This window comes from Achromobacter pulmonis, from assembly GCF_021733725.1.
Lineage (GTDB): Bacteria > Pseudomonadota > Gammaproteobacteria > Burkholderiales > Burkholderiaceae_B > Achromobacter > Achromobacter pulmonis.
Genome location: NZ_JAIFOT010000001.1, coordinates 5647315 through 5669723, shown reverse-complemented (window position 1 = coordinate 5669723; position 22409 = coordinate 5647315). Strand labels below are relative to the sequence as shown.

The following is a 22409-nucleotide window of genomic DNA, read 5'->3' as shown; positions in this document are numbered from 1 at the left end:
TTTCGGCATACTGGTCTTCGATCGTTACCGGAGACCGCCTTGACGCTTGCCGTAATCGCCAGCCGCACCCTCTGCGGCCTGCACGCCCACGCGGTGCGGGTCGAGACCCACCTGGGGCCGGGCCTGCCCAGTTTCAATGTGGTGGGCCTGCCGGATACCGAGGTGCGCGAGAGCCGCGAGCGCGTGCGCGCAGCCATCATCAATAGCGGCTTCAATTTCCCCGCCGGCCGCATCACGGTCAATCTGTCTCCGGCCGATATTCCCAAGGAGTCCGGCCGTTTCGATCTGCCCATCGCCGTCGGCCTGCTGCTGGCGGCGGGGCAGTTGGCGCAGCAGGGCGAAGCGGACGCGGCGGAAAGGGGCGTGGCCGAGGCCGCGCCCGATCCGCTGCTGGCCGGCCTGGTGCTGGCGGGCGAACTGTCGCTGACGGGGGCGCTGGTGCCTGTCTCCGCCGCGCTGGTGATTGCGCTGAGCGTGGCGCGCGAGTCGCCCGGCGCCACGCTGATCCTGCCCGCCGGCAGTGCCGAGCAGGCGGCCTGGGTGGAGGGGCTGCGGGTGCTGTCGGCGCGCAGCCTGGCGGATGTGGCGGCCCATGTCGCGGGCCTGTGCCGCTTGCCGGACGCGATGCCGGCTGCCTGGCCCGAGGCCCCGCCCGCACCCTGCCTGTCGGACGTGCGCGGCCAGCCTGGGGCGCGGCGCGCCCTGGAGGTCGCGGCGGCCGGCGGCCACAGCTTGTTGATGGTGGGGCCGCCCGGGGCTGGCAAGAGCATGCTGGCCGCACGCCTGCCGGGGTTGTTGCCGCCGCTGGCGCGCACCCAGGCGCTCGAGGTCGCGGCAATCGCCGCGCTGGCGGGCGCGCCGGATACGCGCATGGGCACGCCGCCGTTCCGCGCGCCGCACCATTCGGCGTCGGCCTTCGCCCTGGTGGGCGGCGGCGGCCGGCCGCGGCCCGGCGAGATCAGTCTGGCCCATCATGGCGTGCTGTTCCTGGACGAGTTGCCCGAATTCAGCCGGCGCACGCTCGAGGCGCTGCGCGAGCCGCTGGAGACGGGCAGGGTGATCATCGCCCGCGCTCTGCATACCGCGCAATTCCCCGCCTGCTTCCAACTGGTGGCCGCGATGAATCCGTGCCCTTGCGGGTGGCGCGGGCACCCCCGCCGCGCCTGTCAGTGCACGCCGGATCAGGTGGCGCGCTATGCCGGCAAGGTCTCGGGGCCGCTGCTGGACCGCATCGACCTGCATGTGACCCTGCCGCCGCCCGATCTTGACAGCCTGCAGGGCGCGCCGGGCGAAGCCTCGGCGCCGGTCCGGGCACGGGTGGCGCATTGCCGCGAACGCCAGTTGGCGCGCCAGGGCAAGCCCAACGCCGGCCTGGCCGGGGCCGAACTAGAGCGTCATTGCGTGCTCGAGCCAGCCGCGCAGGCATTGCTGCTGCAGGCGATGCGGCAGCTGGCCGGCTCCGGCAGGGCCTTGCATCGCGCCTTGCGCGTCGCCCGCACCATTGCCGATCTGGATGGGGCGGACACGCTGGCGGCCAGTCACGTGGCCCAGGCGGTGCAGTACCGCCGGTCAGGGCTATGATGGCAGGTCTTTCCCGAGGCCGTCCGCCGTCGCTGTCGGTTCCGTCCCTGCTTATGTCGGGGCCTACGCTCCGGATGTGTGCGCCGGCTCGACAAACTCAGGGAAATCACCATATAATCAAAGGCTTTCCCGGATCCAGGCTATCTTTTTTGCCGCGGCCGCCGGGGGAAGGGCCTGAAAGTGGGCCCGGAAGTGGGCCTGAAAGCCGGGAGCGCCCTGGTGGTGTTTCCCGGTTGGGGGGTGGTTATGGCAGTACGTGGTTTGCAGTACGCCAAAAGCAGTAACCCCAGAGCAGTAACCCAAAGCAGTACCCCAAAGCAGTACCCCAGAAGTGGCAAGAGGTCCTCAAGTTTTGCCGCAATGGTGTAGGCCGAACGTTCCCGCCCTTGTGGCTGGCGCGGCGCCAACCGCCTTGCGACAAGCACCTCGCGTCATGTAAATCAACAATGCGTTTCAGTTTAGGGAATCATCATGCCCAAGATGAAAACCAAGAAAAGCGCCGCAAAGCGCTTTCAGGTTCGCGGCAGCGGATCCATCAAGCGTGGTCAGGCGTTCAAGCGTCACATCCTGACCAAGAAGACCACCAAGAACAAGCGTCAACTGCGCGGTTCTGCGGCGGTTCACGAGACCAACGTGGCTTCCGTGAAAGCCATGATGCCTTTCGCTTGATCTAAGGGAGATCTACTATGCCTCGCGTCAAACGCGGCGTTACCGCCCGCGCACGTCACAAGAAAGTCATTTCCGCCGCCAAGGGTTACCGTGGCCGCCGCGGTAATGTGTTCCGTATCGCCAAGCAAGCGGTCATGCGCGCTGGCCAATACGCCTACCGCGACCGCCGCAACAAGAAGCGCACCTTCCGCGCGCTGTGGATCACGCGTATCAACGCCGCGGTCCGCGAACATGGCGTCAGCTACAGCGTGTTCATCGCTGGCCTGAAGAAGGCTGCGATCGAACTCGACCGCAAGGTCCTGGCCGATCTGGCCGTGCGCGACAAGGCCGGCTTTGCCGCCATCGTGCAGCAAGCCAAGGCTGCCTTGGCTGCCTGATCGCGCGCTTTAACTCATCGCGCATCGCTGCAAACGGGGCTGTAAAGGCCCCGTTTGCGTTTTGAAGGCTGGATTTCATGACTCAATCGGTTGATGACCTGGTTTCCCAGGCGCAAGAACGGTTCGCCGCGGCTACCGACGCCGCCGCGCTCGAAAATGCAAAGGCCCGCTTCCTGGGCAAGGATGGCGCGCTGACGGTCCTGCTCAAAGGCCTGGGCAAGCTCGATCCCGAACAGAAGCGTGACATGGGCGCCCGGATCAATCAGGCCAAGCAGAAGGTCGAGGAGCTTCTGACGCTGCGCCGCGCCGCATTGGCGCAAGCGGAGCTCGATGCCCGCCTGGCCTCCGAAACCATTGATGTATCGCTGCCGGGCCGCGGCCGTGTGCCGGGCGGCATCCATCCGGTCATCCGGACCTGGGAGCGTGTCGAAGAGATCTTCCGCTCCATCGGCTTTGACGTGGCCGACGGCCCCGAAGTCGAGAACGACTGGACCAATTTCACCGCGCTCAACAACCCGCTGGACCATCCGGCGCGTTCCATGCAGGACACGTTCTACGTCGACATGAAAGACGCCGACGGCCTGCCGCTGCTGCTGCGCACGCACACCAGCCCCATGCAGGTGCGTTACGCCCGCATGCACAAGCCGCCCATCAAGGTCATTGCGCCGGGGCGCACCTACCGCGTCGACAGCGACGCCACGCACTCGCCCATGTTCCACCAAGTGGAAGGGCTCTGGATCGCCGAGGACATCTCGTTCGCCGACCTGAAGGGCGTGTATACCGATTTCCTGCGTTGCTTCTTCGAAAGCGACGATCTCGTCGTGCGTTTCCGCCCGTCGTTCTTCCCGTTCACCGAACCGTCGGCCGAAATCGACATGATGTTCACGTCGGGCCCGAACCGCGGCCGCTGGCTGGAGATCTCCGGCTCGGGCCAGGTGCACCCGCAGGTGGTGCGCAACTTCGGCCTGGACCCGGAACGCTACATCGGCTTTGCCTTCGGCTCCGGACTCGAGCGCCTGACGATGCTGCGCTACGGCGTCAACGACCTGCGCCAGTTCTACGAAGGCGATTTGCGCTTCCTGCGCCAGTTCAACGAATAACAGACGGCTAGATCATGCAATTTCCTGAATCCTGGCTGCGTACGCTGGTCAATCCTCCGATCGCAACCGATGAACTCGCGCACCGGCTCACCATGGCCGGCCTGGAAGTCGAAGACGCCGTGCCGGCCGCGCCCGCGTTCACGGGCGTGGTGGTCGCGCACATCGTCGAGATCGCTCCGCATCCCGATGCCGACAAGCTGCGCGTCTGCCAGGTCGATGACGGCTCCGGCTCGCTGTTGCAGATCGTCTGCGGCGCGCCTAATGCGGCCGCCGGCCTGAAGGTGCCGCTGGCCCGCGTCGGCGCCGAACTGCCTGGCGGCATGAAGATCGGCGTGGCCAAAATGCGCGGCGTGCAATCGTCGGGCATGTTGTGCTCGGCGCGAGAGCTGGGCCTGTCGCAGGATCATGCCGGGTTGCTGGAACTGCCGGCCGACCTGGTGCCGGGCCAGTCGATCCGCGAAGCGCTCGACCTGGATGACACCATCTTCACCTTGAAGATGACGCCCAACCGCGCCGACTGCCTGTCGATCCTGGGTGTGGCGCGCGAAGTCGCCGCGCTGACCGGCGCGCCGCTGTCGGTGCCCACCGCCAAGGCCGTGCCGGTGACGCTGGATGAACGCCTGCCCGTGAAGGTCGAGGCGCCCGACCTGTGCGGCCGCTTCGGCGGCCGCGTGATCCGTGGCGTCAATGCCCGCGCGCAGACCCCCGACTGGATGAAGACGCGTCTGGAGCGCGCCGGCCAACGTTCGGTGTCGGCGCTGGTGGACATCTCCAACTACGTCATGCTGGAACTGGGCCGTCCGTCGCACGTGTTCGACCTGGACAAGATTCGTGGCGACCTGTCGGTGCGCTGGGCGCGCGAAGGCGAAACGCTGGAACTGCTGAACGGCCAGACGGTCACGCTGGATTCGAAGGTCGGCGTGGTGGTGGCCGGCGACCAGGTCGAAAGCCTGGCCGGCATCATGGGCGGCGAGGCCACCTCGGTCACGCTCGACACGCAGAACATCTACCTGGAAGCCGCATTCTGGTGGCCGCAATCGCTGGCCGGCCGCGCGCGCCGCTACAAGTTCAGCTCCGAGGCCAGCCACCGCGGCGAGCGCGGCGTGGACTTCGCCACGATCCCGCAGCACATCGAATTCATCACGCGCCTGATCGTCGATATCTGCGGCGGCCAGGCCGGTCCGCTGGATGACCAGATCGTCAACCTGCCCACGCGCGAGCCGGTGCGCATGCGCCTGGCGCGTTGCCATCGCGTGCTGGGCGTACCCGTCGCGCAGGCCGAAGTCGCCAGGATCTTCGGCAGTCTGGGTCTGGAATTCACGCTTGACGGCGATGATTTCATCGTCACCCCGCCGTCGTACCGCTTCGACCTCGAAATCGAGGAAGATCTGATCGAGGAAGTGGCCCGCATCCATGGCTTCGAGAACATCCCCACGGTGCCGCCGATGGCGCGCGCCAAGATGTTCTCGCAGCCGGAAGTGCGCCGCGGCCCGCATGCGCTGCGCCGCCTGGCTGCCGCGCAGGACTACCAGGAAGTCGTCAACTACAGCTTCGTCGAAGCCGAGTGGGAGCGCGACTACGCCGGCAACGATACGCCGGTCAAGCTGGTCAACCCGATTGCCAGCCACCTGTCGGTGATGCGTTCGAGCCTGATCGCTGGCCTGGTGGCCAACATCCGCCACAACGCCAATCGCAAGCAGACGCGCGTGCGCCTGTTCGAGCTGGGCCGCGTGTTCATGCGCGATGCCTCGGCCCTGGACGGCCCGCTGGAAGTGGCCGGCGTGCGCCAGCCGCTCAAGCTGGCGGGCGCCGCCTGGGGCCCGGCGGTGGAAGAGCAGTGGGGCGTGCCCGCGCGCCAGGTCGATTTCTTCGACGTCAAGATGGACGTACAGGCGCTTTTCGGCGCGCGTGGCGCCCGCCTGCGCTTCGAGGCCATGGTCCATCCGGCGCTGCATCCGGGCCGCAGCGCCCGCATCACGCTGGATGGCGCGGCGGTCGGCTTTATCGGTGAACTGCACCCGCGCTGGGCGCAGCAAGCCGATCTGGCGAACGCGCCGGTGGTGTTCGAACTGGACGTGCAGGCCCTGTCCGCAGGCGAGCTGCCGCAGGTGCGCGAACTGTCGCGCCAGCCCGTGGTGGTGCGCGACCTGGCCCTGTGGGTCGACGCGCCGGTGACGGTTCAGTCCATGCTGGACACGGTGGCCGCAACGGTCAAGGCCGATCCGCAGCTGGCCGTGGTGCGGGACGTGCGCCTGTTCGACGTGTGGCGCGAAAAGGCCCAGGGCGACCAGCCCGTGGCCGAGAAAAGCCTTGCGTTCCGTTTCTGGCTACAGGACACTGAGGTCACACTGGACGAAGCCCGGGTGGCCGACTGCCTGGCGCGCATCAAAGACGCTTTGGTCAGTGCCCACGGCGCGCGCCAGCGCGCTTGAACCATGGGGAACCGTATGCTTGCCGAGCCGCGCACCCTGACCAAGGCCGAGCTGGCCGAACTGCTCTTTGAGCGGGTCGGCCTGAACAAACGCGAAGCCAAGGACATCGTCGACACGTTCTTCGAGGAAATCCGCGACGCCTTGGCGCGTGGCGATTCCGTCAAGCTCTCGGGCTTCGGAAATTTCCAGGTGCGCGACAAGCCGCCGCGTCCGGGGCGCAACCCCAAGACCGGCGAGACCATCCCCATCGCCGCACGCCGCGTGGTCACGTTCCACGCGAGTCAGAAACTCAAGAGCGTGGTGGAGCAGGCCGCTCCCGCAGCGCCCGACGCCGAGGAGTGATACGCTTTGTCGGTAATTGTTATCGGCTCTCGACGCATCGCGGCATAGAATTCTCTTATGACACGTACCGAATCCACCGTTACCTTACCGCCCATTCCCGCCAAGCGTTACTTCACCATCGGTGAGGTCAGCGAGTTGTGCGGAGTCAAGCCGCACGTCCTGCGGTACTGGGAACAGGAATTCACGCAGCTCAAGCCGGTGAAGCGGCGCGGCAACCGCCGCTATTACCAGCATCACGAAGTGCTGCTGATTCGCCGTATCCGTTCCTTGCTGTACGAGCAGGGCTTCACCATCAGCGGCGCGCGCAACCGCCTGGGCGATGCGCGCGACACGCCGCACGACCAGGACGCGGCGGTGCGTCTGAGCGGTGCCGAGATGCAGGCGCTGCGCGCCGAACTGGGCAATGTGTCGGCGATGCTGGGCGAGGCGCTCGGCACGGCCGCGCCGGCTTCGGCCGGCAACGCGGTGAGCGCCAGCGCCACGGCCTGAGCGGCGTCCCGACGTTCAACGTTCAGTACCTTGCGAGCCATGCGCGCGCCTTGCATGAGAGAGATGCAGGCATCGCGCGGGGCACGCAGATTTTTCGAGTATTCGGCACTTTTTTTGCACCAATGCGTGCAAACATTTTTTAGGTCTGCTATACTCTTTTTCTTTCGGGGCGTAGCGCAGCCTGGTAGCGCACTTGCATGGGGTGCAAGGGGTCGCGAGTTCGAATCCCGCCGTCCCGACCAGCAATACCCTAGGGGGTTAGTGATAGTAATCACTAGCCCCCTTTCTCATTGTGGGGACTTTTGCGGGGACTTCCCCGTTAAAGCCGCCCCTCGCTTGAGCACCGTCAACGCCGGACTGCGCGTGTCGGTTGCTGCGATGCGATTTGCATACTCGATCAGCTTGGTCAGCTCGGCCGCAGAGTAGTGCGACGTGATACTTCCATCGGTGTGGCCCAGTAGTGCCTTGCGATCCTCCTCCGGCACGTCAGCCGCATTCACCTTGTATAAGGCCATGGCCTGAAGGTGGTCGGGTAGCTCTTTAAAAAGCATGGCCTGCTCCTCCCACGACAAGGGGTAGGGTTTCCCAGTCGTATGAATCGCGGTTGAGCGTCCGGCATTTATCGGATGCTCCTAAATTCCATTACCCACCACCAGGGATAGCATCTGAGGCGCCGGCGCCGTTGTTCTGCCTGGACTCTCGTGTTCGAGCCGGTCATTTCATCGCCCTGTCGATCGCGCGGGTATGATGCGAGCAGATCTCTCAACTGCTTTCGAAGGGGCTGAACTTGGAATTTCGTCGTGCGAAGCTTGTGCCGGAATTGATCATCAGCAACATGGCGGCGAGTAAAAGGTTTTGGGTAGATCTCTGCGGCTTTTCCATTGCCTATAGTCGAGATGAAGAGGGCTTTGTATATTTGGACCTCAATGGCTCCCAGGTCATGCTTGAAGAGCTCGGTGATGGCAGGAAGTGGATCACCGCGCCGCTCGAGGCGCCCTTGGGCAGAGGGGTGAATTTCGAGATTGAGGTGCCTGAATTGGGCCCGCTTCTTGATAATCTGGCGCAAGTCGGATGGCCGCTCTTCATGCAACCTGAAGAAAAGTGGTATCGCCGGGATGCTGTTGAGGTTGGGGTTCACCAGTTCTTGGTTCAAGATCCAGACGGGTATTTGCTTCGCTTCCAATCGAGTCTTGGCGAGCGGCCGTTCTCTGGGTAGCTTGCCGGCCGGGCCGGCGTGCTGGCTGGTCATCTCGATACCTCGTTGGGATGCGATTCCCCAATACCATTTTTCCGCGTGCGGAGTTTTGCAATGAAAAAAGAAAGCTATCGCATCAACGTTCGGCGGACTGACAAAGGTGACCCGAAGGGCAGCTACACCGCGCATGAAGTCGGCCGCTGTGGAACGCATGAACGGAAGCCTGAGAACTGGAGGAGGTTCAGCAGCCGTGAAGCGCTGGATGCTTTTGGGGTGACCAGCTATCTCGGCGCCTGCGGAAAATGCTGGACCGATCCAGACGAGCGGGCTGAAGAGAATCGAAAGCTCGCTGCGCTGTTTGCGGGGTAGCTTGGTTACGCGTTTGCATTTGGCGTTCATTCAGTGGCTCCTTGCTCCTCGCCCAGTACCCAATGCAGGGCGGCGGCATACTCGCCCGTGGCTTTGGCTAGCGCGGCTTGAATCTGCTTGCGGGATTTCACGCGGGGCCGCTCGCCCAAGACTGCGGCCTGCTTTCGGTTTCGCTGGTGGGGCGTGGCGTTCTTCCCGGCCGCGACCAATTCGGCCACCTTGGCACGTTGCTCATGGGGTTTGAGCTTCACCAATGCCCCGACATGGGTGAGGGTGATCTGAACCGTCTCGATGGCGTTCTGGACGACCTTTGGGCTATCCAGCAGGGCTCAGGTGTCGCGGACCGTGGCGACCGTGCAGTTGTAGATGACCGCAATCTGGTCTTCATCTTTGCCCAGGGCAAGGTGTTGGCGCATCTTCTCGGCGCGCCCCAGCGGTGTATCGGCCGTGAGGGCTTCGTTCTCGCTGACGATCGCGTCCAGAGCGTTCTCGCGTTTGGAGGGATGCGCAATGCGCAGATTCAAGACGATGGCCAGCGGGCTTGATGTTGATGCTGGGCGCCAACGGCTGCACGTCCGTGCCGCCTGCCGCGGCGCCGGCCGTGGAATGTCCGACGCCAGCGCCGCCGCCCGCGTGGATCATGGAGCCGGCGCCGAACTTGATCCCTCTGCTCGATCGGATTATTTCGCCCTCCGGGCCGGGATCCAGCAACTGACGGCGCAACTGCAAGCCTGCCAAGCGTGGCTACGCTGAGCGTGTGTCACGCGCCACGCCGCAGGCTATGACATAGCGTTGACTGAAGAGGCTCCTGCTTCGACCCCGGAGGCGCAACTATAGGTCGGCGTAGCGCGGCAACAAATCCTGGTCTACCAAGCGCATCTCGATATGATTCGCCAATTCGATATGCCCGGGGTTGTCGACCGAAAATACCTCGTTCGCGACACTGACGATGATAGTGCCAGTCTGCGTCTTTCCTGCAGCGGGTACGGGAATCAGCGCCTGGGCTTCCGGAACTTGCTGAGCAGTGATTACTTGAGGCAGATACAGCATCCAGCCCACGCCAGGCTTGTCCTCAAAGACCTTCTTGGCGGCATAAGCCTGTGGTTCGACGGAGACATATTGCGGCTGTAGAACGTCAACAATTACTTGGGTGATAGAGGCCATTTTTTCGACAGTTTCGAAGATTGAGTCGTCTATTGACTCAACATCCAACGAACTGGGAAAGAATCCGCTGCCAACTTGGATCGATACGGAAATTCCGTCGTTGCGATCTTGCGCCCCGTTCCATATTGCGACGTGCGTGACTGTGGAATCTTTTCCATATCGATGCCTCAGTACAGCAAGGATCGCAGCCGATGGCGCGTGACCATCAAAGACGGGATAGAGTAACGCCTCCTCGAGGCTATCTCCCTGCGCATACCACGTGCTAGGGTTCTTCGTCTGTTTGTCTATTGCTGCTGTTATGGGAAACAGCTTTTCTATCTGCGAGGAGAAATCGTCCGAACGTAGTGAGGGGGCTCGGAATTGAGCAGTAATAAGCATGGGTTGCGCTCACGGATAGTAAATAGAATTCACGCGATATCGCTGCAATATGGGCAGCATCCGTTCTCTGGTTTTTGGTGTTTGGAAATACCAACGGAGCTTTGTCGGTGGATTGGAGTGAACCGCAGAAGCCTGTCGTTCGATGATCTCAGACATTTTTTAAAGCCGCCGAACCAGGGTTCGGATTTGCCATCATCTCCGATGAACTGATTGTAATGACCCAGTGAAAACCTGCTCACGTCATAATCGAGGGAATTGACGATGAGCATGAAGATGGAAGACGACATCAAACGCTGGACGGCCAAGCGCAAGAGCGCGCTAGTGCTGGACATCATTCAAGGCAAGACCACCGTCGCAGAAGCCAGCCGCCAATACGACCTGTCGCCCTCAGAGGTCGAACAGTGGGTCGACGATGGCAAGCGGGGCATGGAGAATGCCTTGCGGGCCAATCCACAGGACGTGCGCGAGCAGTACGAGCGCCAGCTCAAGGACCTTCAAGAGGCCTACGGCGAGGCGATGCTGGAGCTTCGCGCGAGAAAAAAATTGCAGTCCCTGCTGGGCGAGGACGAGAAGTGATCGAGACTCGGCGTCCCCGACGATCCACCAGGGACTGCAAGCCGACGGCATCACCGTCTCGATCGCCAAGCTGTGCCGCTGGTTCAACGTGCCTCGCCGCACCGTCTACTACAAGGCGGTGAAGGCATCGCCAAAGCTCGATCCGCAGTTTGTCGCGCCCATCAAGGCGCTGATCGAAGAATCGCCGTCGTTTGGCTATCGAACGGTGGCGCATCTGTTGGGGTTCAACAAGAACACCGTGCAGCGCGTGTTCCAGTTGATGGGCTGGCAGGTCCGTAAGCGGCCCATCGGCTTCAGGCCCCGGATCCAGGCATTGCCGTCGGTGGCCACGAGGCCTAACGAGCGCTGGTCGACGGATCTGTGCCGCGTCTGGGCGGGTCGGGATGGCTGGGCGACGCTGGCGCTGGTGATTGACTGCCATACCCGGGAGTTGCTGGGCTGGCATCTGTCGCGCAGCGGCAAGGCCTGCACCGCAGGAAGCGCACTGGAACATGCCCTGATCGCCCGCTTCGGAACGCTGGGCCGCGTGCCTGTGCCGTTCCTGCTGCGATCCGACAACGGGTTGGTCTTCACCTCTCGTAGCTATACAGCGTTGGTGCGAGGCTACGGGCTGCGCCAAGAGTTCATCACGCCGCACTGCCCGCAACAGAACGGGATGGTCGAACGCGTGATCCGCACGTTGAAAGAGCAATGCGCGCATCGGCATCGCTTCGAGACCATCCAGCACGCCTGCCGCGTTGTAGGGGACTGGATACGCTTTTATAACCACCGGCGCCCACACCAGGCGCTCGGCATGAAGACCCCGGCTGAGGCATTTGCATTAGCCGCTTAACCTGAGCAGGTTCTGCTGGGTCATTACATGATCGTAGTCACCTTTGGCCTCCTGCAGCAGGCACTCGGCAGAGATGAATCCGTCAAAGTCGATATCAAAGGGAATGCCTAGAAGCCTCCATTACTGTCTGCCCCCAATTTAGCATTCTTGGCAGGTGTGGCGGCTAGCCTCCTAAAATGACTCGACCCGCCGTGGTCGGCTACCGAAGGGCGTGGCGTTGATTCGTAAGCCCGTTGTTGGCGCGGGAGGCTACACCTCTGCTCGTTGTTGGCTGCCAGCCACGCCCTCTCTCAGACCAAATGCACCTTCACGGCATGCCAGTCATGCGATGCGGAAGGGCATGCGGTAAGGGGATGACCTTGACCTGCCCCCAGATTTTGTACGACTCCGCCAGGCGTTTTACGCTGGAATCGGGGTTCTCGTTGAGTACGGTGAGCAGGATCCGCCCATGGGAATCCTTCGTTGAGGCCGTGGGTACGGTCACCGCTATTTGGAGATATGTTGCGGTAAATCCCGCCATTTTCTTCAATGGCATCGGTGCCTTCAAGGCGCCGCCTCGATCTGCCACATTTATCGGGCGATTAGTCGATTGGACGTAATTTGTTATTGATGGTTAGAATCCAGGCGCTCTGCTTTTTATTAATCAGGCCACGGGTAGCGCCATTCGTTGCAGGCCGCATGGAGAAAAAATGTCGAGGATGAAGAGAATTGCCGTGCTGGCATGCGTTGCCGCCTTGATTTCCGGATGCAAGACCACGGTCGAGACGGCGGTCAGCCTTTCTGATTTACTGACCGCGCCCAGCAAGCAACTACCGGGCAATTTGTATGTGGAGGTGCCGAGCTGCCAAAGCCATGAGGATTCGCGCCTGCCGTCGACCTCGGTGCAGGACGTCCAAAAGGCGATGCCGGGTATTTTCTCCGACGCCAAATATCAAGAATGCTTCCGCAAGGGATTTGATTCCTATGTGCGGTTCTCTGTACCGATATTTCTCGACAAGGACCTGGATGGCAAGCCGGCATCGCCTTCCCATATCAATCTGATATCGAACGAGAAGGCCTTGCTGCGAGTCAGCGTTCCGGACCAGGTGAAGGCCCGCATCATCAATGCGCAAAAGCGATCGCCCGTGGGCGGGTTGGATCTGAAGTTCGTGATTCGGGTCAAGAACGATACGGGCAAGGATTTCGCATTCACGGCCTTGGCGGCGTACATCGACCGGACGCCGCACGTCTTCAATAGCCTGACGGTAAAGCGCGGCGGCGAATTCGTTATCACGCTGTCTGACGTTTCCGCCCGGTCGGCGCTGGATAAAGGTGAAGCCCTGGTCTTGCTGCTGCCGTCGAACTAGCTGTCTTTGCATTTGGCGGGGGTATCCGCGGACATGGGCGTGTCAGGTGGTCTCGGCGCATCGTATGCGGATACTAGACTTGCAGCCACCGCGGTGGGGCGATTGACCAGATTTTATCCCGCGCGCTAGGATGCCGCGGCGCGTTCGCGCCTCATCCATCCGCTATGGAGTCTTCATGGTCACCTGCTATCTGCGCTACGTCATCGACCCCAGCCGTCTCAAGGAATTCGAAGCCTACGGCAAGATGTGGATTGTGCTGGTCGAGAAGTTCGGCGGCACGCACCATGGTTATTTCCTGCCGTCCGAAGGGGCCAACAATATCGCGCTGGCGTTGTTCACGTTTCCCAGCCTGGCCGAGTACGAGCGCTATCGCCAGCAGTCGATGGCGGATCCGCAATGCCAGGCCGCATTCCAGTACGCCGAGGACACGCGCTGCATTCTCAGCTACGAGCGCAGTTTCTTTCGCCCCGTGTTCGATTGAGCGCGGGCGCGGCGAGGCGGTCCCGCTGGTTCGCTGCCGCAGCCGGCGGGCGCGCCGTCTGGCGCTGCCTGTTATGCCTTGATTTGAGTGGCTCTGTGCCTGTCGTGGAGCGAAGACGGCACGCATAATTTTGCGCATCCGCCAGCCGATTCCAGGAGCCCGCATGCGCTACCGCTACGTCACCGCCGATGTCTTCACCGAACATGCTTACCAAGGCAATCCCTTGGCGGTGGTGCTGCAGGCGGAGGGGCTCGATACCGGGCAGATGCAGCGCATCGCGCGCGAATTCAATTATTCGGAGACCAGTTTCGTGTTGCCGCCGCGTGATGCGGAGCACACCGCCTGGGTGCGTATTTTCACGCCCGACCGCGAGGTGCCGTTCGCCGGGCATCCCAATGTGGGAACGGCCGTGGTGCTGGCGCGCGAGATGATCGCGGCGGGCCAGCCGGCGCCGGCACGGTTTGTGTTCGAGGAAGCGGCGGGTCTGGTGCGCATCGATTTGCGCTATGGCGAGGATGGCGGTTTGCGCGGCGCCGAGTTGGCCGCGCCGCAACCGCTGACGCGCGCCAGCCAGGTGACGGCCGAGGCCGTGGCGCGCGCGTTGAGCCTGGCGCCGGAAGATATCCAGTTGTCCGAGCACGCGCCGCAGGTGGTGTCGGTGGGATTGATCTTCCTGGTGGCGCAACTGGCCAGTCGTGCTGCGCTGCGCCGCGCGACGCCGGACCCGGCGGGCTATGCGGCGTTGCTGCCGTTGGACGGCGCGCGTTCCATCTATGCCTATACCACCGACTGCCGCGACGATGCGGCGCTGGGGCCCACGGATATCCAGGCGCGCATGTTCACCGGCCGTATGACCGAGGACCCGGCCACCGGTAGCGCGACCGGAGCCATGACGGCATTGCGGGCAGCCCTGCGCGGCGCAGGCGCGCTGCGCCTGCGGGTGGGCCAAGGGGTGGACATGGGGCGCGCCAGCCTGTTGCTGGCGCATGCCGAGGTGCGCCCGGATGGCGTATGGGCCGGCGTGGCGGGTCAGGCGGTGGTGGTGATGGAGGGCACGCTGCCGCCGCCCGCTGCAGCCTGAGCCGCGTTGCGCGATCTTGTCGCGGCATGTCCGTGCCGTGTATGCTGGCTGCCATGAACCGCATCCAATTTGCCCCGCCGGCCATGCCGGCCCGGGCCGACAACCGACGAGTCACTCGACGCCTGCGTTGAGTGGCAAGCCGTGTTCGAACGCCGGATCCCCGGTGTTCCCACCAGAAGGCCACGATACCCCTCGTGGCCTTTCTGTTGGCGCGGCATGCGCGCCTTGCTTTGCAGCCATCGAGGGCGTAGCGCCCGGCCTTCGTTTTTCCCTTGGAGAGGAACGAAGCATGAAGCATCCTGAACTGGCCATCCGGTCTTTCCGTCCGGCGGATGAAGCCGCCGTCATCCAACTGTGGATCGATTGCGGGCTGACGCGGCCCTGGAATGATCCGCGCAAGGACGTGGCGCGCAAGTTGACTGTGCAGCCCGACCTGTTCCTGGTCGGCGAGGCGGACGGCGCCCTTGTCGGCACCCTGATGGGCGGATATGACGGCCACCGCGGCTGGGTCAACTATCTGGCGGTGTCGCCGGCGCATCAGCGCCGCGGCTATGCGTCGGCGCTGATGCGGGCGCTGGAGCGCAAGTTCCTGGAGATGGGGTGCCCCAAGGTCAACCTGCTGATCCGCGCGGGCAACATGGCGGTGAAGGACTTCTACGCCAGCCTGGGATTCCAGCAGGACGAGGTGATCAGCCTGGGCAAGCGCTTGATTCCCGACCTGTGAGTCAGCGCCTGGCCGGCAGCGTGCTCGCCATGTGGCCGGCGCGGCGTTCAAGGCGCTGCGCCGCCGGCCGCTGGCGGATCGCCCTGGCCTGGCAATCCTGCCGCCGCTGAACGCCGGCGGCGGTGTGCTTCAGGGACCGCCCGCTTTCCCCTACATGGGTTCGGTCAGATACACCGCTTCGCGGCCGACGATGGGCATGCGGGTTGGCATGAAGATGGTGCAGTTATCGCAAGGCGAGCGGATTTCTTCGCCGGCGTTGATGCCGATGAGTTCGCCTTTGTCGAACACCTCGAAGCCGAGCAGCGGCCGCGTGAAGCTGAAGTCGTCGGACTTGACCATATGCACTTCCAGCAGGCGAAACGGTTGTGCCGGCGTCGCGGGCGCGTGGCGGGCGGGCGCGTCGATCAGGCCGAGGTGCGACAGGAAGCGCAACGTGACATCGGTGGCGAGCGTGGCGGCCGATTGCGCGAAGTGCTGGCCGCATTCGACCACCAGCGCGCCGCCGCTGTTGGAAGCGGGATCGCCATGGCGGCCGTAGTTCAGCACGCCGGTGCCGGGAAAGCGGCCGGCCGGCATCACCAGTTGCACCGCCGGCGCGCCGACTGCGGCCGCCAGCGCGGCATTGCGGTCCATCTCGGGATAGACCCAGAACGGCTGCACCGGCGCGCGGGTGGAGTGGATGTCGAGCACGTAGTCGGCTGCGTCCAGCACCGGGCGCAGTTCGCGCGCGCGCCGCAGTTCCGGGCTTTGTTCATTGCCGTCGAGCCATTCGGGCGACCAGATACGGTTCAGGTTGTGGACCAACTGGCGGTTTTCGTAGGGATTGTCGATGTCGAACGCGTCGTAGGCCTCCATGTTGGCGAAGCTGACGGTGAGCGTGCCGATCTTCGGGCGCACGGCCGTATCGAGCAGATGCGTGGCCGCCACCATGCCGCAGATTTCGTTGCCGTGGGTCAAGGCGTTGATCAGTACGTGCGGACCGGGCTTGCCCGATTCGAAGCGATGCACGTAGTCGATGCCGGTGTTGCCCTGGCGATAGGCGGAAAGGTCGCGCGGCAGGACTTCGAGCGGCGCGGTGTCGGGAGCGAAAGCGGGGTTGGACATGGCAGGGAACCTATTCCGGGCGGATGCCGGCGCGGTCGATCAGGTCTTTGTACAAGGCCAGGCGCTGCGACATCATATCGGTGAATTGTTGGGGAGTTTGCAGTTCGGGCGGCAGGGCGCCGCTTTTTTCCAGGGATTGTCTCGTGGTGTCCTGGCGCACGGCGGTTTGCACCGCATCCAGCAGTTTCTGCTGGATGGCGGGCGGCGTGCCGGCCGGTGCGGCCAATCCGATCCACGACATGGAGTTGAGCACGGGATAGCCCAGTTCGGCAAAGGTGGGCACGTCGGGCAGCGATGGCAAGCGCTTGGGCGCGGCCACCGCCAGCGCGCGCATCTTGCCGACCTGGATGTGCGGCAGGAACGGCGCCAGGTTGTCGAGCGCGAACTGGGCCTCGTTGGACAGCAGCGCGTTCAGCAGCGGCGCGCCGCCGCGATAGGGCACGTGCACCGCGCCGACCTGCAGCGTGTGCTTGAGCAGTTCGGCGTTGAGCTGGCCCATGCTGCCGACGCCGGCGGTGGCGAAGTGGACCTCATCGGGGCGCGCTTTCAGGTAGTCGATGAATTCGGCGAAATTCTTGACGGGCAAGGCGGCGCTGGTCACCAGCACGTTGGGCGAGCGTGCCAGTTGCGAGATCGAAACGAAGTCCTTGATCGGGTCGTAGCCGAGGTTGGGATGCATCAAGGGGTTGGCCAAGTGCGAGCTTTGCGACGAGGCGACCAGCGTATAGCCATCGGGCTTGGCGCGCGCCACGCGCTGGCTGCCGATTGCGCCGCCGGCGCCGTCACGGTTCTCGACCACGATGGTGACGCCCAGGATCTTGCCCAGCACGTCGGCGTAGAGCCGGCCGGCCAGGTCGACGGAGCCGCCGGCGGGGAAGGGCACCACCAGGGTAATGGGGCGCGACGGATAGGTGTCGGCGCGTGCGGACAGGGGCAGCAGGGCGGCGGCCATGCCCGCGAGCAGCAGTTGGCGGCGGGCGGGCGACAAGGCCTCGGAGGGGTGCTTCATGAAGCTCTCTTGTGGGGACGATCGGTTCGGTCTATTCTGCAATATCCATTGCAGAATGAAATATAGTCTGCAATGAAAATTGTTTGGTTTGGGGTTATCACCTAGGGCGCCGTCCGCGCTTCGTTTCCAGGGAGTCGTCCGCATCGTGAATCTGCATCAGCGCATCGCCGCCTACGACAAGAAACTGACCAAGACCGAACGGCGCCTGGTCGAGGACATGCTGGCACGCTATCCCCAGGGACTGCTCGAATCCGCCACGGCGCTGGCGCGCAATGTCGGTACCAGTGCTTCCACCGTGGTGCGCCTGTTGGCCAAGCTGGGTTACGACAGCTATGCCCAGGCGCAGATGCAGGCGCGCGCCGAACTCACCGCGCGGCTGGCTTCGCCAGGGGAGCGGGCCGACGCCGTCGGTCTGGACAATCCGTCGGCGCAGGCTTGTCTGCGCAATGCCCTGCTGCATGACCAGCACAACCTGGAAACGACCTATGCCGCGATCGACGCGACGGCGTTCGAGGCCGTGGTGCGCCTGTTGACGCAGCGGCGCGCGCGCGTGCATGTGCTGGGCTTGCGCCAGGCGGCGCCGCTGGCCAGTCACATGGCGCTCTACCTGAACCTGTGCCTGCCCGGCGTGCGCGCCCTGACCGGGGCGGGCCCGCTGTTCCTGGAAGACCAGTTGCTGTGGCTGGACGAGCAGGATGTGCTGCTGGCGTTCACGTTCCGGCGTTATTCGGTGGCTGCCGCCAAGGCGATCAAGGTGTTCAGGGAGCGTGGAGGCAAGGTAGTGCTGGTGACCGATACGGCGGCGGCACCGGCCGCGGCGCAGGCACACCACGTGCTGCTGGCGCGCACCTCCAGCGCGTCGCCGTTCGATTCGTATGTGGCGGCGCTGTCGCTCTGCAATGCTCTGCTGGCGGCGGTGGCGCTGCGCCGCAAACAGGCGCTGGCCGCGACACTGGAACGCGGCGAGGCATTGTGGGACGCGCAATGGATCCATCCGCCGGCGCGTTGAGCTGGCCAAAAACGACCGCCGAAAGCGGCGCCGGAAGGGTGCGGAAAAGCGGCCTTTCATGGTTTGTCCAGATGCGTTTGCACCACGGCTTCTAGTACGTCATAACCCCTTGAAAACATTGCTTTTCAAGCCTGTTTTTTCTTGGCATATTGCGCTCCGGAACAAGCGGATTTCGGGAGCGCAGGATATGGACTTGTGGCCGCAGCGTCACATCGACGGCTTCGAGGTGCAGTGCGAAGTGGTGAGTCTGGACGCCGGGGTGCTGGCGATAGAGATCAGCGTGGCGCGGGCCGGCGTGGCAGCCTTGCCGCAGCGCTGGCCGCTGCCGCGTTTCGTGACCTTCGCCGATCCGGCGGTGGCGCGACGGCATGCCGAATTGGTGCTGTCGGGCATTGTGTCGGTGGACCCGGCCACCGGTGAGCCGCGCTACGGCATTCTTTGAATGCGGTGGGGCGGCGTCCGGGTGTCGATCCGCTTGCAAGGCGGTATCGAGACGAGGATTGGCATACCAAATGTTGCTCACCCGCGAGTCCCGTGCCGGGTGGCACACGCCGCCGATCCAGGCTCGAACGGGCCTCCCGTGCCCGTGCGTGGCGGTAGGTTTTGTTTCGTTTATCACATCATGTGCCTTGCGCCGGCGCCTGGGGCCGGTACAGTGGACAACGGATGACAACAAAAAGGAGAGTTCCATGTTCGACACTTTTCCTGTCCTGCGCCGTGCCGGTCTGGCCGCGGCGACCATCGGCGTGGCCGGCCTGTTGTTTGCCGGGTGCACCACCACCACGCCGCAATCGAGCGCGTCCGCGGCGGAGCAGCGCCAGTCGATCAACAGCGCGGCCAACGCGTCTTTGGGCAAGCTGTATGAAGCCGCGCCGCAATCGAAGGACCTGGTGGCGCGCGCCAAAGGGGTGCTGATCTTCCCGGATGTGCTGAGCGGCAGCTTCTTCATCGGCGCCGAGCACGGCAAGGGCGTGCTGCGGGTGGGCGGCGCCAATGCCGGCTACTACAGCACGACCGCGGGTTCGATCGGCTTCCAGGCCGGCGCGCAGTCCAAGGCGATGTTCGTGTTGTTCATGACCGACGAGGCCCTGAACAAATTCCGCAACAGCAACGGCTGGACGGTGGGCGCGGACGCCACCGTCGCGGTGGTCAACATCGGCGCCAATGGCCGCATCGACACCAATACGGCGCAACAGCCGGTGGTGGGGTTCGTGCTCAACAATGGCGGCCTGATGGCGGGCGTGTCGCTCGAAGGCACCAAGATCGCGAAGATCGATATGTGATGGCGATGGCAACCGGGGCGGCCCGCGCGGCCGTCGCGGCGCCAAGCAAAACGCCGCGGCTTCAGGCCGCGGCGTTTTGCATTGAGGGGGCGCGTGTCAGCGCAGGATGTCGTCGCCATGGCTGCGCACGGCGTTCTCGCGTTCGATTTCGGCGGCTTCGATTTTCGGGTCGAGGCCGCGCCAGCGCAGGATGCGGCCGCGTTCCTCGGCGGGTTCCCAGCCGAGCATGCCGTAGCGCGTGATCTCGGTTTCTCCGGTGTCGAATGCCACCTCGAAGTAGCCCTGACGATCGGGCAGCGTGCTGCCGGGGAACCAATCGGTTTCTGGCATGTTGGACTCCTTGCCAAGCGATGAAGGGGGCGGCTTCTGCCTGAAGCCGGACGCATTTCATTGTCGGCCCGGCGGCGTGTTCCCGCAAGCGCGGCGGGACGCGACGGCAGGCTAGCCGAGCGGCACCGCGGTGGTGTAGAGCACCTGCTTGAGTGCGAAGCTGGAACGGATGCTGGCCACGCCGGGAATGCGGGTGATGTGTTCGACGATCAGGCGCTCGAGCGCATCGACGTCGGGCACCAGCGCACGGATCAGGTAGTCGGCATCGCCGGACATCAAATAGCACTCCATGATCTCGGGCAACACGGCGATCTCGCGCTCGAACACATCGAGCGCGGTCTTGCGTTGCTTGTCCAGCGAGATCTGGATGAACACATTCACCTTCAGGCCCAGCTTGCGCGCATTGAGCAGCGTGACGCGGCGGTCGATCAGCCCTTCGGTTTCCAGCCGGCGCACCCGCGCCAGGCAGGGCGAGGCCGACAGATTGACGCGCGCGGCCAGCTCGACGTTGGTCAGGCGCGCATCGCGCTGGAGCTCGTTGAGGATGCGGATGTCGGTGGCATCCAGGTTGATTTCCGGCATAACAGGCAGGTTGTTCGTGGATAGGCAGTTCGTTTGTGCCGAGTATGCCCGTTCCTGGGTTGAATTGAGGTGAAATATGCTGGGGTTTACCCTATAGACTATTCCTTTGTTTGGCAAATAAGCCAAGAGACGGAATATTCAAGCGGTAGATGTGGCAGCAATGAGTCAGCAGGGCACTTTTCGCAAATTCCTGCCCCTGGCGGGGGCGGTGATGATCTGGGGCGGCAATTGGCCCGTCATGAAGCTGGGGCTGGCGCACATGAGTCCGCTCTGGCTGGCGGCCAGCCGCTTCGGGTCGGCCGCGCTGATCAGCGTGGCGGTGCTGGCGCTGCTGGGCCGGCTGCGATTGCCGACGCGCCAGGAATGGCCGCTGGTGGCGGGCGTGGCGTTGATGCAGATGGGCGCGTTCACCGCGCTGGCGCTGTGGGCCCTGCAGTACGTGGCGCCGGGGCGGGCCTCGGTGATCGCCTACGCGACCTCGATCTGGGTGATTCCGCTGTCGTGGCTGGTGCTCAAGGAGCGCTTGTCGGCGGCGCAGTGGCTTGCCGTCGGGCTCAGCTACGCGGGCATTGGCGTGATCGTGGCGCCGGCCTTCAGTCCGTGGCAGGCGCATACCGTGATCGGCCTGGCGATGCTGCTGGGCGCCTCGTTTGCCTGGGCCTGCAACATCATCCAGCTGCGCGGCAGCCGCCACGTGCGGCTGGGCGCCGACATGATTCCCTGGCAGACCGCGATCGCCAGTGTCCCGCTGGCGGCGCTGGCCTGGTTGCGCGACGGCGCGCCGACCTTCCTGGGCGTAGCGGACGCCTGGCCGGTGATCCTGTATACCGGCCCGCTGGCGACCGCGCTGACTTTCATCGTGGTGCTTGGCATGACGCAGAAGCTGCCGCCGGTGGCGACGTCGATCGCCATGCTGTGCGTGCCGGTCATCGGCCTGCTGGTGTCGTCGGTGGTGTTCCGGGAACGCATTTCGCCGGACCTGGGGCTGGGGCTGGGCCTGATCGCGCTGAGCGTGGCGGCGTCGGCGCTGGCGGCGCGCCTGAAGCGTCCCCTGGCGCTGCGGCCGTCATAGGGAGGGCCGCGGCGCGGCGTGCTATCGTTGGCGCATTCAACTGAGAGTCACGCATGGCATTGCATCGTTTCGAAAAGGGTGAGCTGGGTCACTGGCTGCGCGTCGTTGCCGATAATTCGGATCCGGGCGCCGTCCAGGCCGATGTGCCCGCGCATGTGGCCGAGGCGCTGCAGACCTTGCGGTGCATCGACCCGGGCCCGGATGGCGCCTGGCGCATCACCGAGAAAGGCAAGCTGGCGCTGCGCATGGAAGAACCCGGCGCCATGCATTTGCGCTAGCACGCGCGCCGGCCCGCGGGCCTTTCCCTGTCCGCTTTGCCCCCTTGGTCCCGTAACCACGACACGTTTGTGACGAAGCGCCGTGTGGCGGGATTTCGTCCATTTCTTGCGAATGTTCGCGCCATGTGTCGTCAGATGGACGCCTATCGGGGCGGCCTACGGGAATTTCCTGAGACGGTTTGTTCGATTTGGCAGCGTCCGGACGTATCGCGCGCTGCGCGCCGCCGGTAAGATGAACTTGCGTGACGAATTCAGGTCTATTCATTGCGCGGGAGTTCTGCACCCGCCTCGTCACGCGTGGTTCACGCGTTTAGGTAGCCGACTGGGAGGTAGCACATGCAGCATCGTGACCAGGAAGTACTGATCGACGTTTCCACAGCGGCCATGGATACCGGCGGATATGGCGTATTGCTGACGGTAACGGCTGAGGGCGGCACCGAAGTGGATGCCGCGTTTTCCCACTTGGGCAACTGCGCCTCTCTGGATGAGGCACGTGATCGCGCGGAAGTCTTCGCGCAGAACTGGGTCGAGGAAAACATCTTCCGCTAGGCGCGTCCGCGCCGAAGGAAGTTGAACGGCTGTACCGGTCTGTGTGGCGCATGACAA

General features: G+C 64.0%; 32 protein-coding genes and 1 tRNA gene. 23 read left to right on the top strand and 10 right to left on the bottom strand.

Annotation, left to right across the window (positions count from 1 at the left end):
- Positions 1-39 precede the first annotated feature (39 nt).
- The 8 genes from K2W61_RS26180 (at position 40) to K2W61_RS26145 (ending at position 7232) form a co-directional block, all read left to right on the top strand.
- Positions 40-1581 (top strand): YifB family Mg chelatase-like AAA ATPase, encoded by a 1542-nt coding sequence (locus tag K2W61_RS26180; protein ID WP_175141879.1) that lies wholly within the window; start codon positions 40-42, stop codon positions 1579-1581.
- 471 nt (positions 1582-2052) lie between these two features.
- A complete protein-coding gene (gene rpmI / locus K2W61_RS26175) occupies positions 2053-2250 on the top strand; it encodes a 50S ribosomal protein L35 (protein ID WP_006387997.1) in 198 nt (65 codons plus the stop codon).
- 17 nt (positions 2251-2267) lie between these two features.
- The gene (rplT, locus tag K2W61_RS26170; RefSeq protein ID WP_006387998.1) at positions 2268-2627 is read left to right on the top strand and encodes a 50S ribosomal protein L20; all 360 of its coding nucleotides are present in this window, start codon (positions 2268-2270) and stop codon (positions 2625-2627) included.
- Between the two features lie 77 nt (positions 2628-2704).
- Positions 2705-3727: a phenylalanine--tRNA ligase subunit alpha gene (gene pheS, locus K2W61_RS26165; RefSeq protein ID WP_175131660.1), complete on the top strand. Its 1023-nt coding sequence runs from the start codon at positions 2705-2707 to the stop codon at positions 3725-3727.
- Positions 3728-3741: 14 nt separating this feature from the next.
- Complete coding sequence (gene pheT, locus K2W61_RS26160; RefSeq protein ID WP_236756845.1) at positions 3742-6159, top strand: phenylalanine--tRNA ligase subunit beta; 2418 nt, start codon at positions 3742-3744, stop codon at positions 6157-6159.
- A 3-nt stretch (positions 6160-6162) separates the two neighbouring features.
- Positions 6163-6501, top strand: a complete 339-nt coding sequence (locus K2W61_RS26155) for an integration host factor subunit alpha (protein WP_175131662.1) — start codon at positions 6163-6165, stop codon at positions 6499-6501.
- Positions 6502-6558: 57 nt separating this feature from the next.
- Entirely contained in the window at positions 6559-6990 is a 432-nt protein-coding gene (locus tag K2W61_RS26150) for a MerR family transcriptional regulator (protein WP_175131663.1), read from the top strand.
- A gap of 165 nt (positions 6991-7155) precedes the next feature.
- Positions 7156-7232: transfer RNA gene (locus K2W61_RS26145), tRNA-Pro, on the top strand.
- A 45-nt stretch (positions 7233-7277) separates the two neighbouring features.
- Here the strand turns inward: K2W61_RS26145 and K2W61_RS26140 are convergent.
- Entirely contained in the window at positions 7278-7541 is a 264-nt protein-coding gene (locus K2W61_RS26140; protein WP_236756844.1) for a hypothetical protein, read from the bottom strand.
- A 236-nt stretch (positions 7542-7777) separates the two neighbouring features.
- On the opposite strand from K2W61_RS26140, the gene K2W61_RS26135 reads away from it, so the two are divergent.
- Positions 7778-8206, top strand: coding sequence for a bleomycin resistance protein (locus tag K2W61_RS26135; RefSeq protein ID WP_217467945.1), 429 nt, complete (start codon positions 7778-7780; stop codon positions 8204-8206).
- A gap of 93 nt (positions 8207-8299) precedes the next feature.
- Entirely contained in the window at positions 8300-8554 is a 255-nt protein-coding gene (locus K2W61_RS26130; RefSeq protein ID WP_175131664.1) for a hypothetical protein, read from the top strand.
- A gap of 26 nt (positions 8555-8580) precedes the next feature.
- On the opposite strand, the gene K2W61_RS26125 is transcribed toward K2W61_RS26130, so the two are convergent.
- Positions 8581-8805 carry a hypothetical protein gene (locus K2W61_RS26125; RefSeq protein ID WP_236756843.1) on the bottom strand — a complete coding sequence of 75 codons (225 nt, stop codon included), beginning with the start codon at positions 8803-8805 and terminating at the stop codon, positions 8581-8583.
- Positions 8806-8883: 78 nt separating this feature from the next.
- Positions 8884-9078, bottom strand: coding sequence for a hypothetical protein (locus K2W61_RS26120; RefSeq protein ID WP_236756842.1), 195 nt, complete (start codon positions 9076-9078; stop codon positions 8884-8886).
- Here K2W61_RS26120 and K2W61_RS27925 point away from each other — a divergent pair.
- Entirely contained in the window at positions 9065-9307 is a 243-nt protein-coding gene (locus K2W61_RS27925) for a lysis system i-spanin subunit Rz (protein ID WP_217483977.1), read from the top strand. The genes K2W61_RS26120 and K2W61_RS27925 overlap by 14 nt on opposite strands.
- Before the next feature lie 78 nt (positions 9308-9385).
- Here the strand turns inward: K2W61_RS27925 and K2W61_RS26115 are convergent, their stop codons facing one another.
- Positions 9386-10096: an immunity 52 family protein gene (locus K2W61_RS26115; protein WP_236756841.1), complete on the bottom strand. Its 711-nt coding sequence runs from the start codon at positions 10094-10096 to the stop codon at positions 9386-9388.
- Between the two features lie 261 nt (positions 10097-10357).
- Here K2W61_RS26115 and K2W61_RS26110 point away from each other — a divergent pair, with 261 nt between their 5' ends.
- Both K2W61_RS26110 and K2W61_RS26105 read left to right on the top strand, forming a co-directional pair.
- Complete coding sequence (locus K2W61_RS26110) at positions 10358-10672, top strand: DUF1153 domain-containing protein (protein ID WP_033535077.1); 315 nt, start codon at positions 10358-10360, stop codon at positions 10670-10672.
- Between the two features lie 88 nt (positions 10673-10760).
- Complete coding sequence (locus K2W61_RS26105; RefSeq protein WP_236756840.1) at positions 10761-11504, top strand: IS3 family transposase; 744 nt, start codon at positions 10761-10763, stop codon at positions 11502-11504.
- Here K2W61_RS26105 and K2W61_RS26100 read toward each other — a convergent pair.
- Both K2W61_RS26100 and K2W61_RS26095 read right to left on the bottom strand, forming a co-directional pair.
- On the bottom strand, positions 11493-11597 hold the full coding sequence (locus K2W61_RS26100) for a Tox-REase-5 domain-containing protein (protein ID WP_276512722.1): 105 nt from the start codon (positions 11595-11597) through the stop codon (positions 11493-11495). The two genes, K2W61_RS26105 and K2W61_RS26100, sit on opposite strands and share 12 nt — an antisense overlap.
- A 214-nt stretch (positions 11598-11811) precedes the next feature.
- Positions 11812-12039, bottom strand: a complete 228-nt coding sequence (locus K2W61_RS26095; RefSeq protein ID WP_175141081.1) for a hypothetical protein — start codon at positions 12037-12039, stop codon at positions 11812-11814.
- A gap of 163 nt (positions 12040-12202) precedes the next feature.
- On the opposite strand from K2W61_RS26095, the gene K2W61_RS26090 reads away from it, so the two are divergent.
- The 4 genes from K2W61_RS26090 (at position 12203) to K2W61_RS26075 (ending at position 15136) form a co-directional block, all read left to right on the top strand.
- A complete protein-coding gene (locus K2W61_RS26090; protein ID WP_236756839.1) occupies positions 12203-12850 on the top strand; it encodes a DUF7424 family protein in 648 nt (215 codons plus the stop codon).
- A 175-nt stretch (positions 12851-13025) separates the two neighbouring features.
- Positions 13026-13331, top strand: coding sequence for an NIPSNAP family protein (locus K2W61_RS26085; RefSeq protein WP_175131671.1), 306 nt, complete (start codon positions 13026-13028; stop codon positions 13329-13331).
- 163 nt (positions 13332-13494) lie between these two features.
- Complete coding sequence (locus K2W61_RS26080) at positions 13495-14412, top strand: PhzF family phenazine biosynthesis protein (RefSeq protein ID WP_175131672.1); 918 nt, start codon at positions 13495-13497, stop codon at positions 14410-14412.
- A 289-nt stretch (positions 14413-14701) separates the two neighbouring features.
- Positions 14702-15136 carry a GNAT family acetyltransferase gene (locus K2W61_RS26075; RefSeq protein WP_175131673.1) on the top strand — a complete coding sequence of 145 codons (435 nt, stop codon included), beginning with the start codon at positions 14702-14704 and terminating at the stop codon, positions 15134-15136.
- Positions 15137-15286: 150 nt separating this feature from the next.
- Here K2W61_RS26075 and K2W61_RS26070 read toward each other — a convergent pair whose 3' ends face one another.
- Both K2W61_RS26070 and K2W61_RS26065 read right to left on the bottom strand, forming a co-directional pair.
- On the bottom strand, positions 15287-16240 hold the full coding sequence (locus K2W61_RS26070; RefSeq protein WP_175131674.1) for a M14 family metallopeptidase: 954 nt from the start codon (positions 16238-16240) through the stop codon (positions 15287-15289).
- Between the two features lie 10 nt (positions 16241-16250).
- On the bottom strand, positions 16251-17249 hold the full coding sequence (locus K2W61_RS26065; RefSeq protein WP_175131675.1) for a Bug family tripartite tricarboxylate transporter substrate binding protein: 999 nt from the start codon (positions 17247-17249) through the stop codon (positions 16251-16253).
- A gap of 145 nt (positions 17250-17394) precedes the next feature.
- On the opposite strand from K2W61_RS26065, the gene K2W61_RS26060 reads away from it, so the two are divergent.
- The 3 genes from K2W61_RS26060 to K2W61_RS26050 all read left to right on the top strand — a co-directional run bounded on the left by K2W61_RS26060 (position 17395) and on the right by K2W61_RS26050 (position 19541).
- Positions 17395-18258 carry a MurR/RpiR family transcriptional regulator gene (locus tag K2W61_RS26060; RefSeq protein WP_236756838.1) on the top strand — a complete coding sequence of 288 codons (864 nt, stop codon included), beginning with the start codon at positions 17395-17397 and terminating at the stop codon, positions 18256-18258.
- A 187-nt stretch (positions 18259-18445) separates the two neighbouring features.
- On the top strand, positions 18446-18700 hold the full coding sequence (locus tag K2W61_RS26055) for a hypothetical protein (RefSeq protein ID WP_175131677.1): 255 nt from the start codon (positions 18446-18448) through the stop codon (positions 18698-18700).
- Positions 18701-18947: 247 nt separating this feature from the next.
- Positions 18948-19541, top strand: a complete 594-nt coding sequence (locus K2W61_RS26050; protein ID WP_175131678.1) for a BPSL1445 family SYLF domain-containing lipoprotein — start codon at positions 18948-18950, stop codon at positions 19539-19541.
- Between the two features lie 96 nt (positions 19542-19637).
- On the opposite strand, the gene K2W61_RS26045 is transcribed toward K2W61_RS26050, so the two are convergent.
- On the bottom strand, positions 19638-19871 hold the full coding sequence (locus K2W61_RS26045) for a hypothetical protein (protein WP_175131679.1): 234 nt from the start codon (positions 19869-19871) through the stop codon (positions 19638-19640).
- 111 nt (positions 19872-19982) lie between these two features.
- Complete coding sequence (locus tag K2W61_RS26040) at positions 19983-20453, bottom strand: Lrp/AsnC family transcriptional regulator (protein ID WP_175131680.1); 471 nt, start codon at positions 20451-20453, stop codon at positions 19983-19985.
- 160 nt (positions 20454-20613) lie between these two features.
- Here K2W61_RS26040 and K2W61_RS26035 point away from each other — a divergent pair, with 160 nt between their 5' ends.
- From K2W61_RS26035 to K2W61_RS26025, 3 genes are all read left to right on the top strand, one after another.
- Positions 20614-21525 carry a DMT family transporter gene (locus K2W61_RS26035; protein WP_175131681.1) on the top strand — a complete coding sequence of 304 codons (912 nt, stop codon included), beginning with the start codon at positions 20614-20616 and terminating at the stop codon, positions 21523-21525.
- A 53-nt stretch (positions 21526-21578) separates the two neighbouring features.
- Positions 21579-21803, top strand: coding sequence for a hypothetical protein (locus K2W61_RS26030; protein WP_175131682.1), 225 nt, complete (start codon positions 21579-21581; stop codon positions 21801-21803).
- A 336-nt stretch (positions 21804-22139) separates the two neighbouring features.
- Complete coding sequence (locus K2W61_RS26025; RefSeq protein ID WP_008159938.1) at positions 22140-22352, top strand: hypothetical protein; 213 nt, start codon at positions 22140-22142, stop codon at positions 22350-22352.
- Positions 22353-22409: the final 57 nt, after the last annotated feature.

Excerpts from the sequence above, each read along its gene's own strand:
- pheT (WP_236756845.1), top strand. The coding sequence starts at position 3,742 with ATGCAATTTCCTGAATCCTGGCTGCGTACGCTGGTCAATCCTCCGATC.
- K2W61_RS26070 (WP_175131674.1), bottom strand. The coding sequence starts at position 16,240 with ATGTCCAACCCCGCTTTCGCTCCCGACACCGCGCCGCTCGAAGTCCTG.
- K2W61_RS26055 (WP_175131677.1), top strand. The coding sequence starts at position 18,446 with ATGGACTTGTGGCCGCAGCGTCACATCGACGGCTTCGAGGTGCAGTGC.
- K2W61_RS26045 (WP_175131679.1), bottom strand. The coding sequence starts at position 19,871 with ATGCCAGAAACCGATTGGTTCCCCGGCAGCACGCTGCCCGATCGTCAG.
- K2W61_RS26095 (WP_175141081.1), bottom strand. The coding sequence starts at position 12,039 with ATGCCATTGAAGAAAATGGCGGGATTTACCGCAACATATCTCCAAATA.
- rpmI (WP_006387997.1), top strand. The coding sequence starts at position 2,053 with ATGCCCAAGATGAAAACCAAGAAAAGCGCCGCAAAGCGCTTTCAGGTT.
- K2W61_RS26075 (WP_175131673.1), top strand. The coding sequence starts at position 14,702 with ATGAAGCATCCTGAACTGGCCATCCGGTCTTTCCGTCCGGCGGATGAA.
- K2W61_RS26155 (WP_175131662.1), top strand. The coding sequence starts at position 6,163 with ATGGGGAACCGTATGCTTGCCGAGCCGCGCACCCTGACCAAGGCCGAG.
- pheS (WP_175131660.1), top strand. The coding sequence starts at position 2,705 with ATGACTCAATCGGTTGATGACCTGGTTTCCCAGGCGCAAGAACGGTTC.
- K2W61_RS26050 (WP_175131678.1), top strand. The coding sequence starts at position 18,948 with ATGTTCGACACTTTTCCTGTCCTGCGCCGTGCCGGTCTGGCCGCGGCG.
- K2W61_RS26080 (WP_175131672.1), top strand. The coding sequence starts at position 13,495 with ATGCGCTACCGCTACGTCACCGCCGATGTCTTCACCGAACATGCTTAC.
- K2W61_RS26110 (WP_033535077.1), top strand. The coding sequence starts at position 10,358 with ATGAGCATGAAGATGGAAGACGACATCAAACGCTGGACGGCCAAGCGC.
- K2W61_RS26040 (WP_175131680.1), bottom strand. The coding sequence starts at position 20,453 with ATGCCGGAAATCAACCTGGATGCCACCGACATCCGCATCCTCAACGAG.
- K2W61_RS26030 (WP_175131682.1), top strand. The coding sequence starts at position 21,579 with ATGGCATTGCATCGTTTCGAAAAGGGTGAGCTGGGTCACTGGCTGCGC.
- K2W61_RS26090 (WP_236756839.1), top strand. The coding sequence starts at position 12,203 with ATGAAGAGAATTGCCGTGCTGGCATGCGTTGCCGCCTTGATTTCCGGA.
- K2W61_RS26035 (WP_175131681.1), top strand. The coding sequence starts at position 20,614 with ATGAGTCAGCAGGGCACTTTTCGCAAATTCCTGCCCCTGGCGGGGGCG.
- K2W61_RS26130 (WP_175131664.1), top strand. The coding sequence starts at position 8,300 with ATGAAAAAAGAAAGCTATCGCATCAACGTTCGGCGGACTGACAAAGGT.
- K2W61_RS26150 (WP_175131663.1), top strand. The coding sequence starts at position 6,559 with ATGACACGTACCGAATCCACCGTTACCTTACCGCCCATTCCCGCCAAG.
- K2W61_RS26140 (WP_236756844.1), bottom strand. The coding sequence starts at position 7,541 with ATGCTTTTTAAAGAGCTACCCGACCACCTTCAGGCCATGGCCTTATAC.
- K2W61_RS27925 (WP_217483977.1), top strand. The coding sequence starts at position 9,065 with ATGCGCAGATTCAAGACGATGGCCAGCGGGCTTGATGTTGATGCTGGG.
- K2W61_RS26065 (WP_175131675.1), bottom strand. The coding sequence starts at position 17,249 with ATGAAGCACCCCTCCGAGGCCTTGTCGCCCGCCCGCCGCCAACTGCTG.
- K2W61_RS26025 (WP_008159938.1), top strand. The coding sequence starts at position 22,140 with ATGCAGCATCGTGACCAGGAAGTACTGATCGACGTTTCCACAGCGGCC.
- rplT (WP_006387998.1), top strand. The coding sequence starts at position 2,268 with ATGCCTCGCGTCAAACGCGGCGTTACCGCCCGCGCACGTCACAAGAAA.
- K2W61_RS26085 (WP_175131671.1), top strand. The coding sequence starts at position 13,026 with ATGGTCACCTGCTATCTGCGCTACGTCATCGACCCCAGCCGTCTCAAG.
- K2W61_RS26115 (WP_236756841.1), bottom strand. The coding sequence starts at position 10,096 with ATGCTTATTACTGCTCAATTCCGAGCCCCCTCACTACGTTCGGACGAT.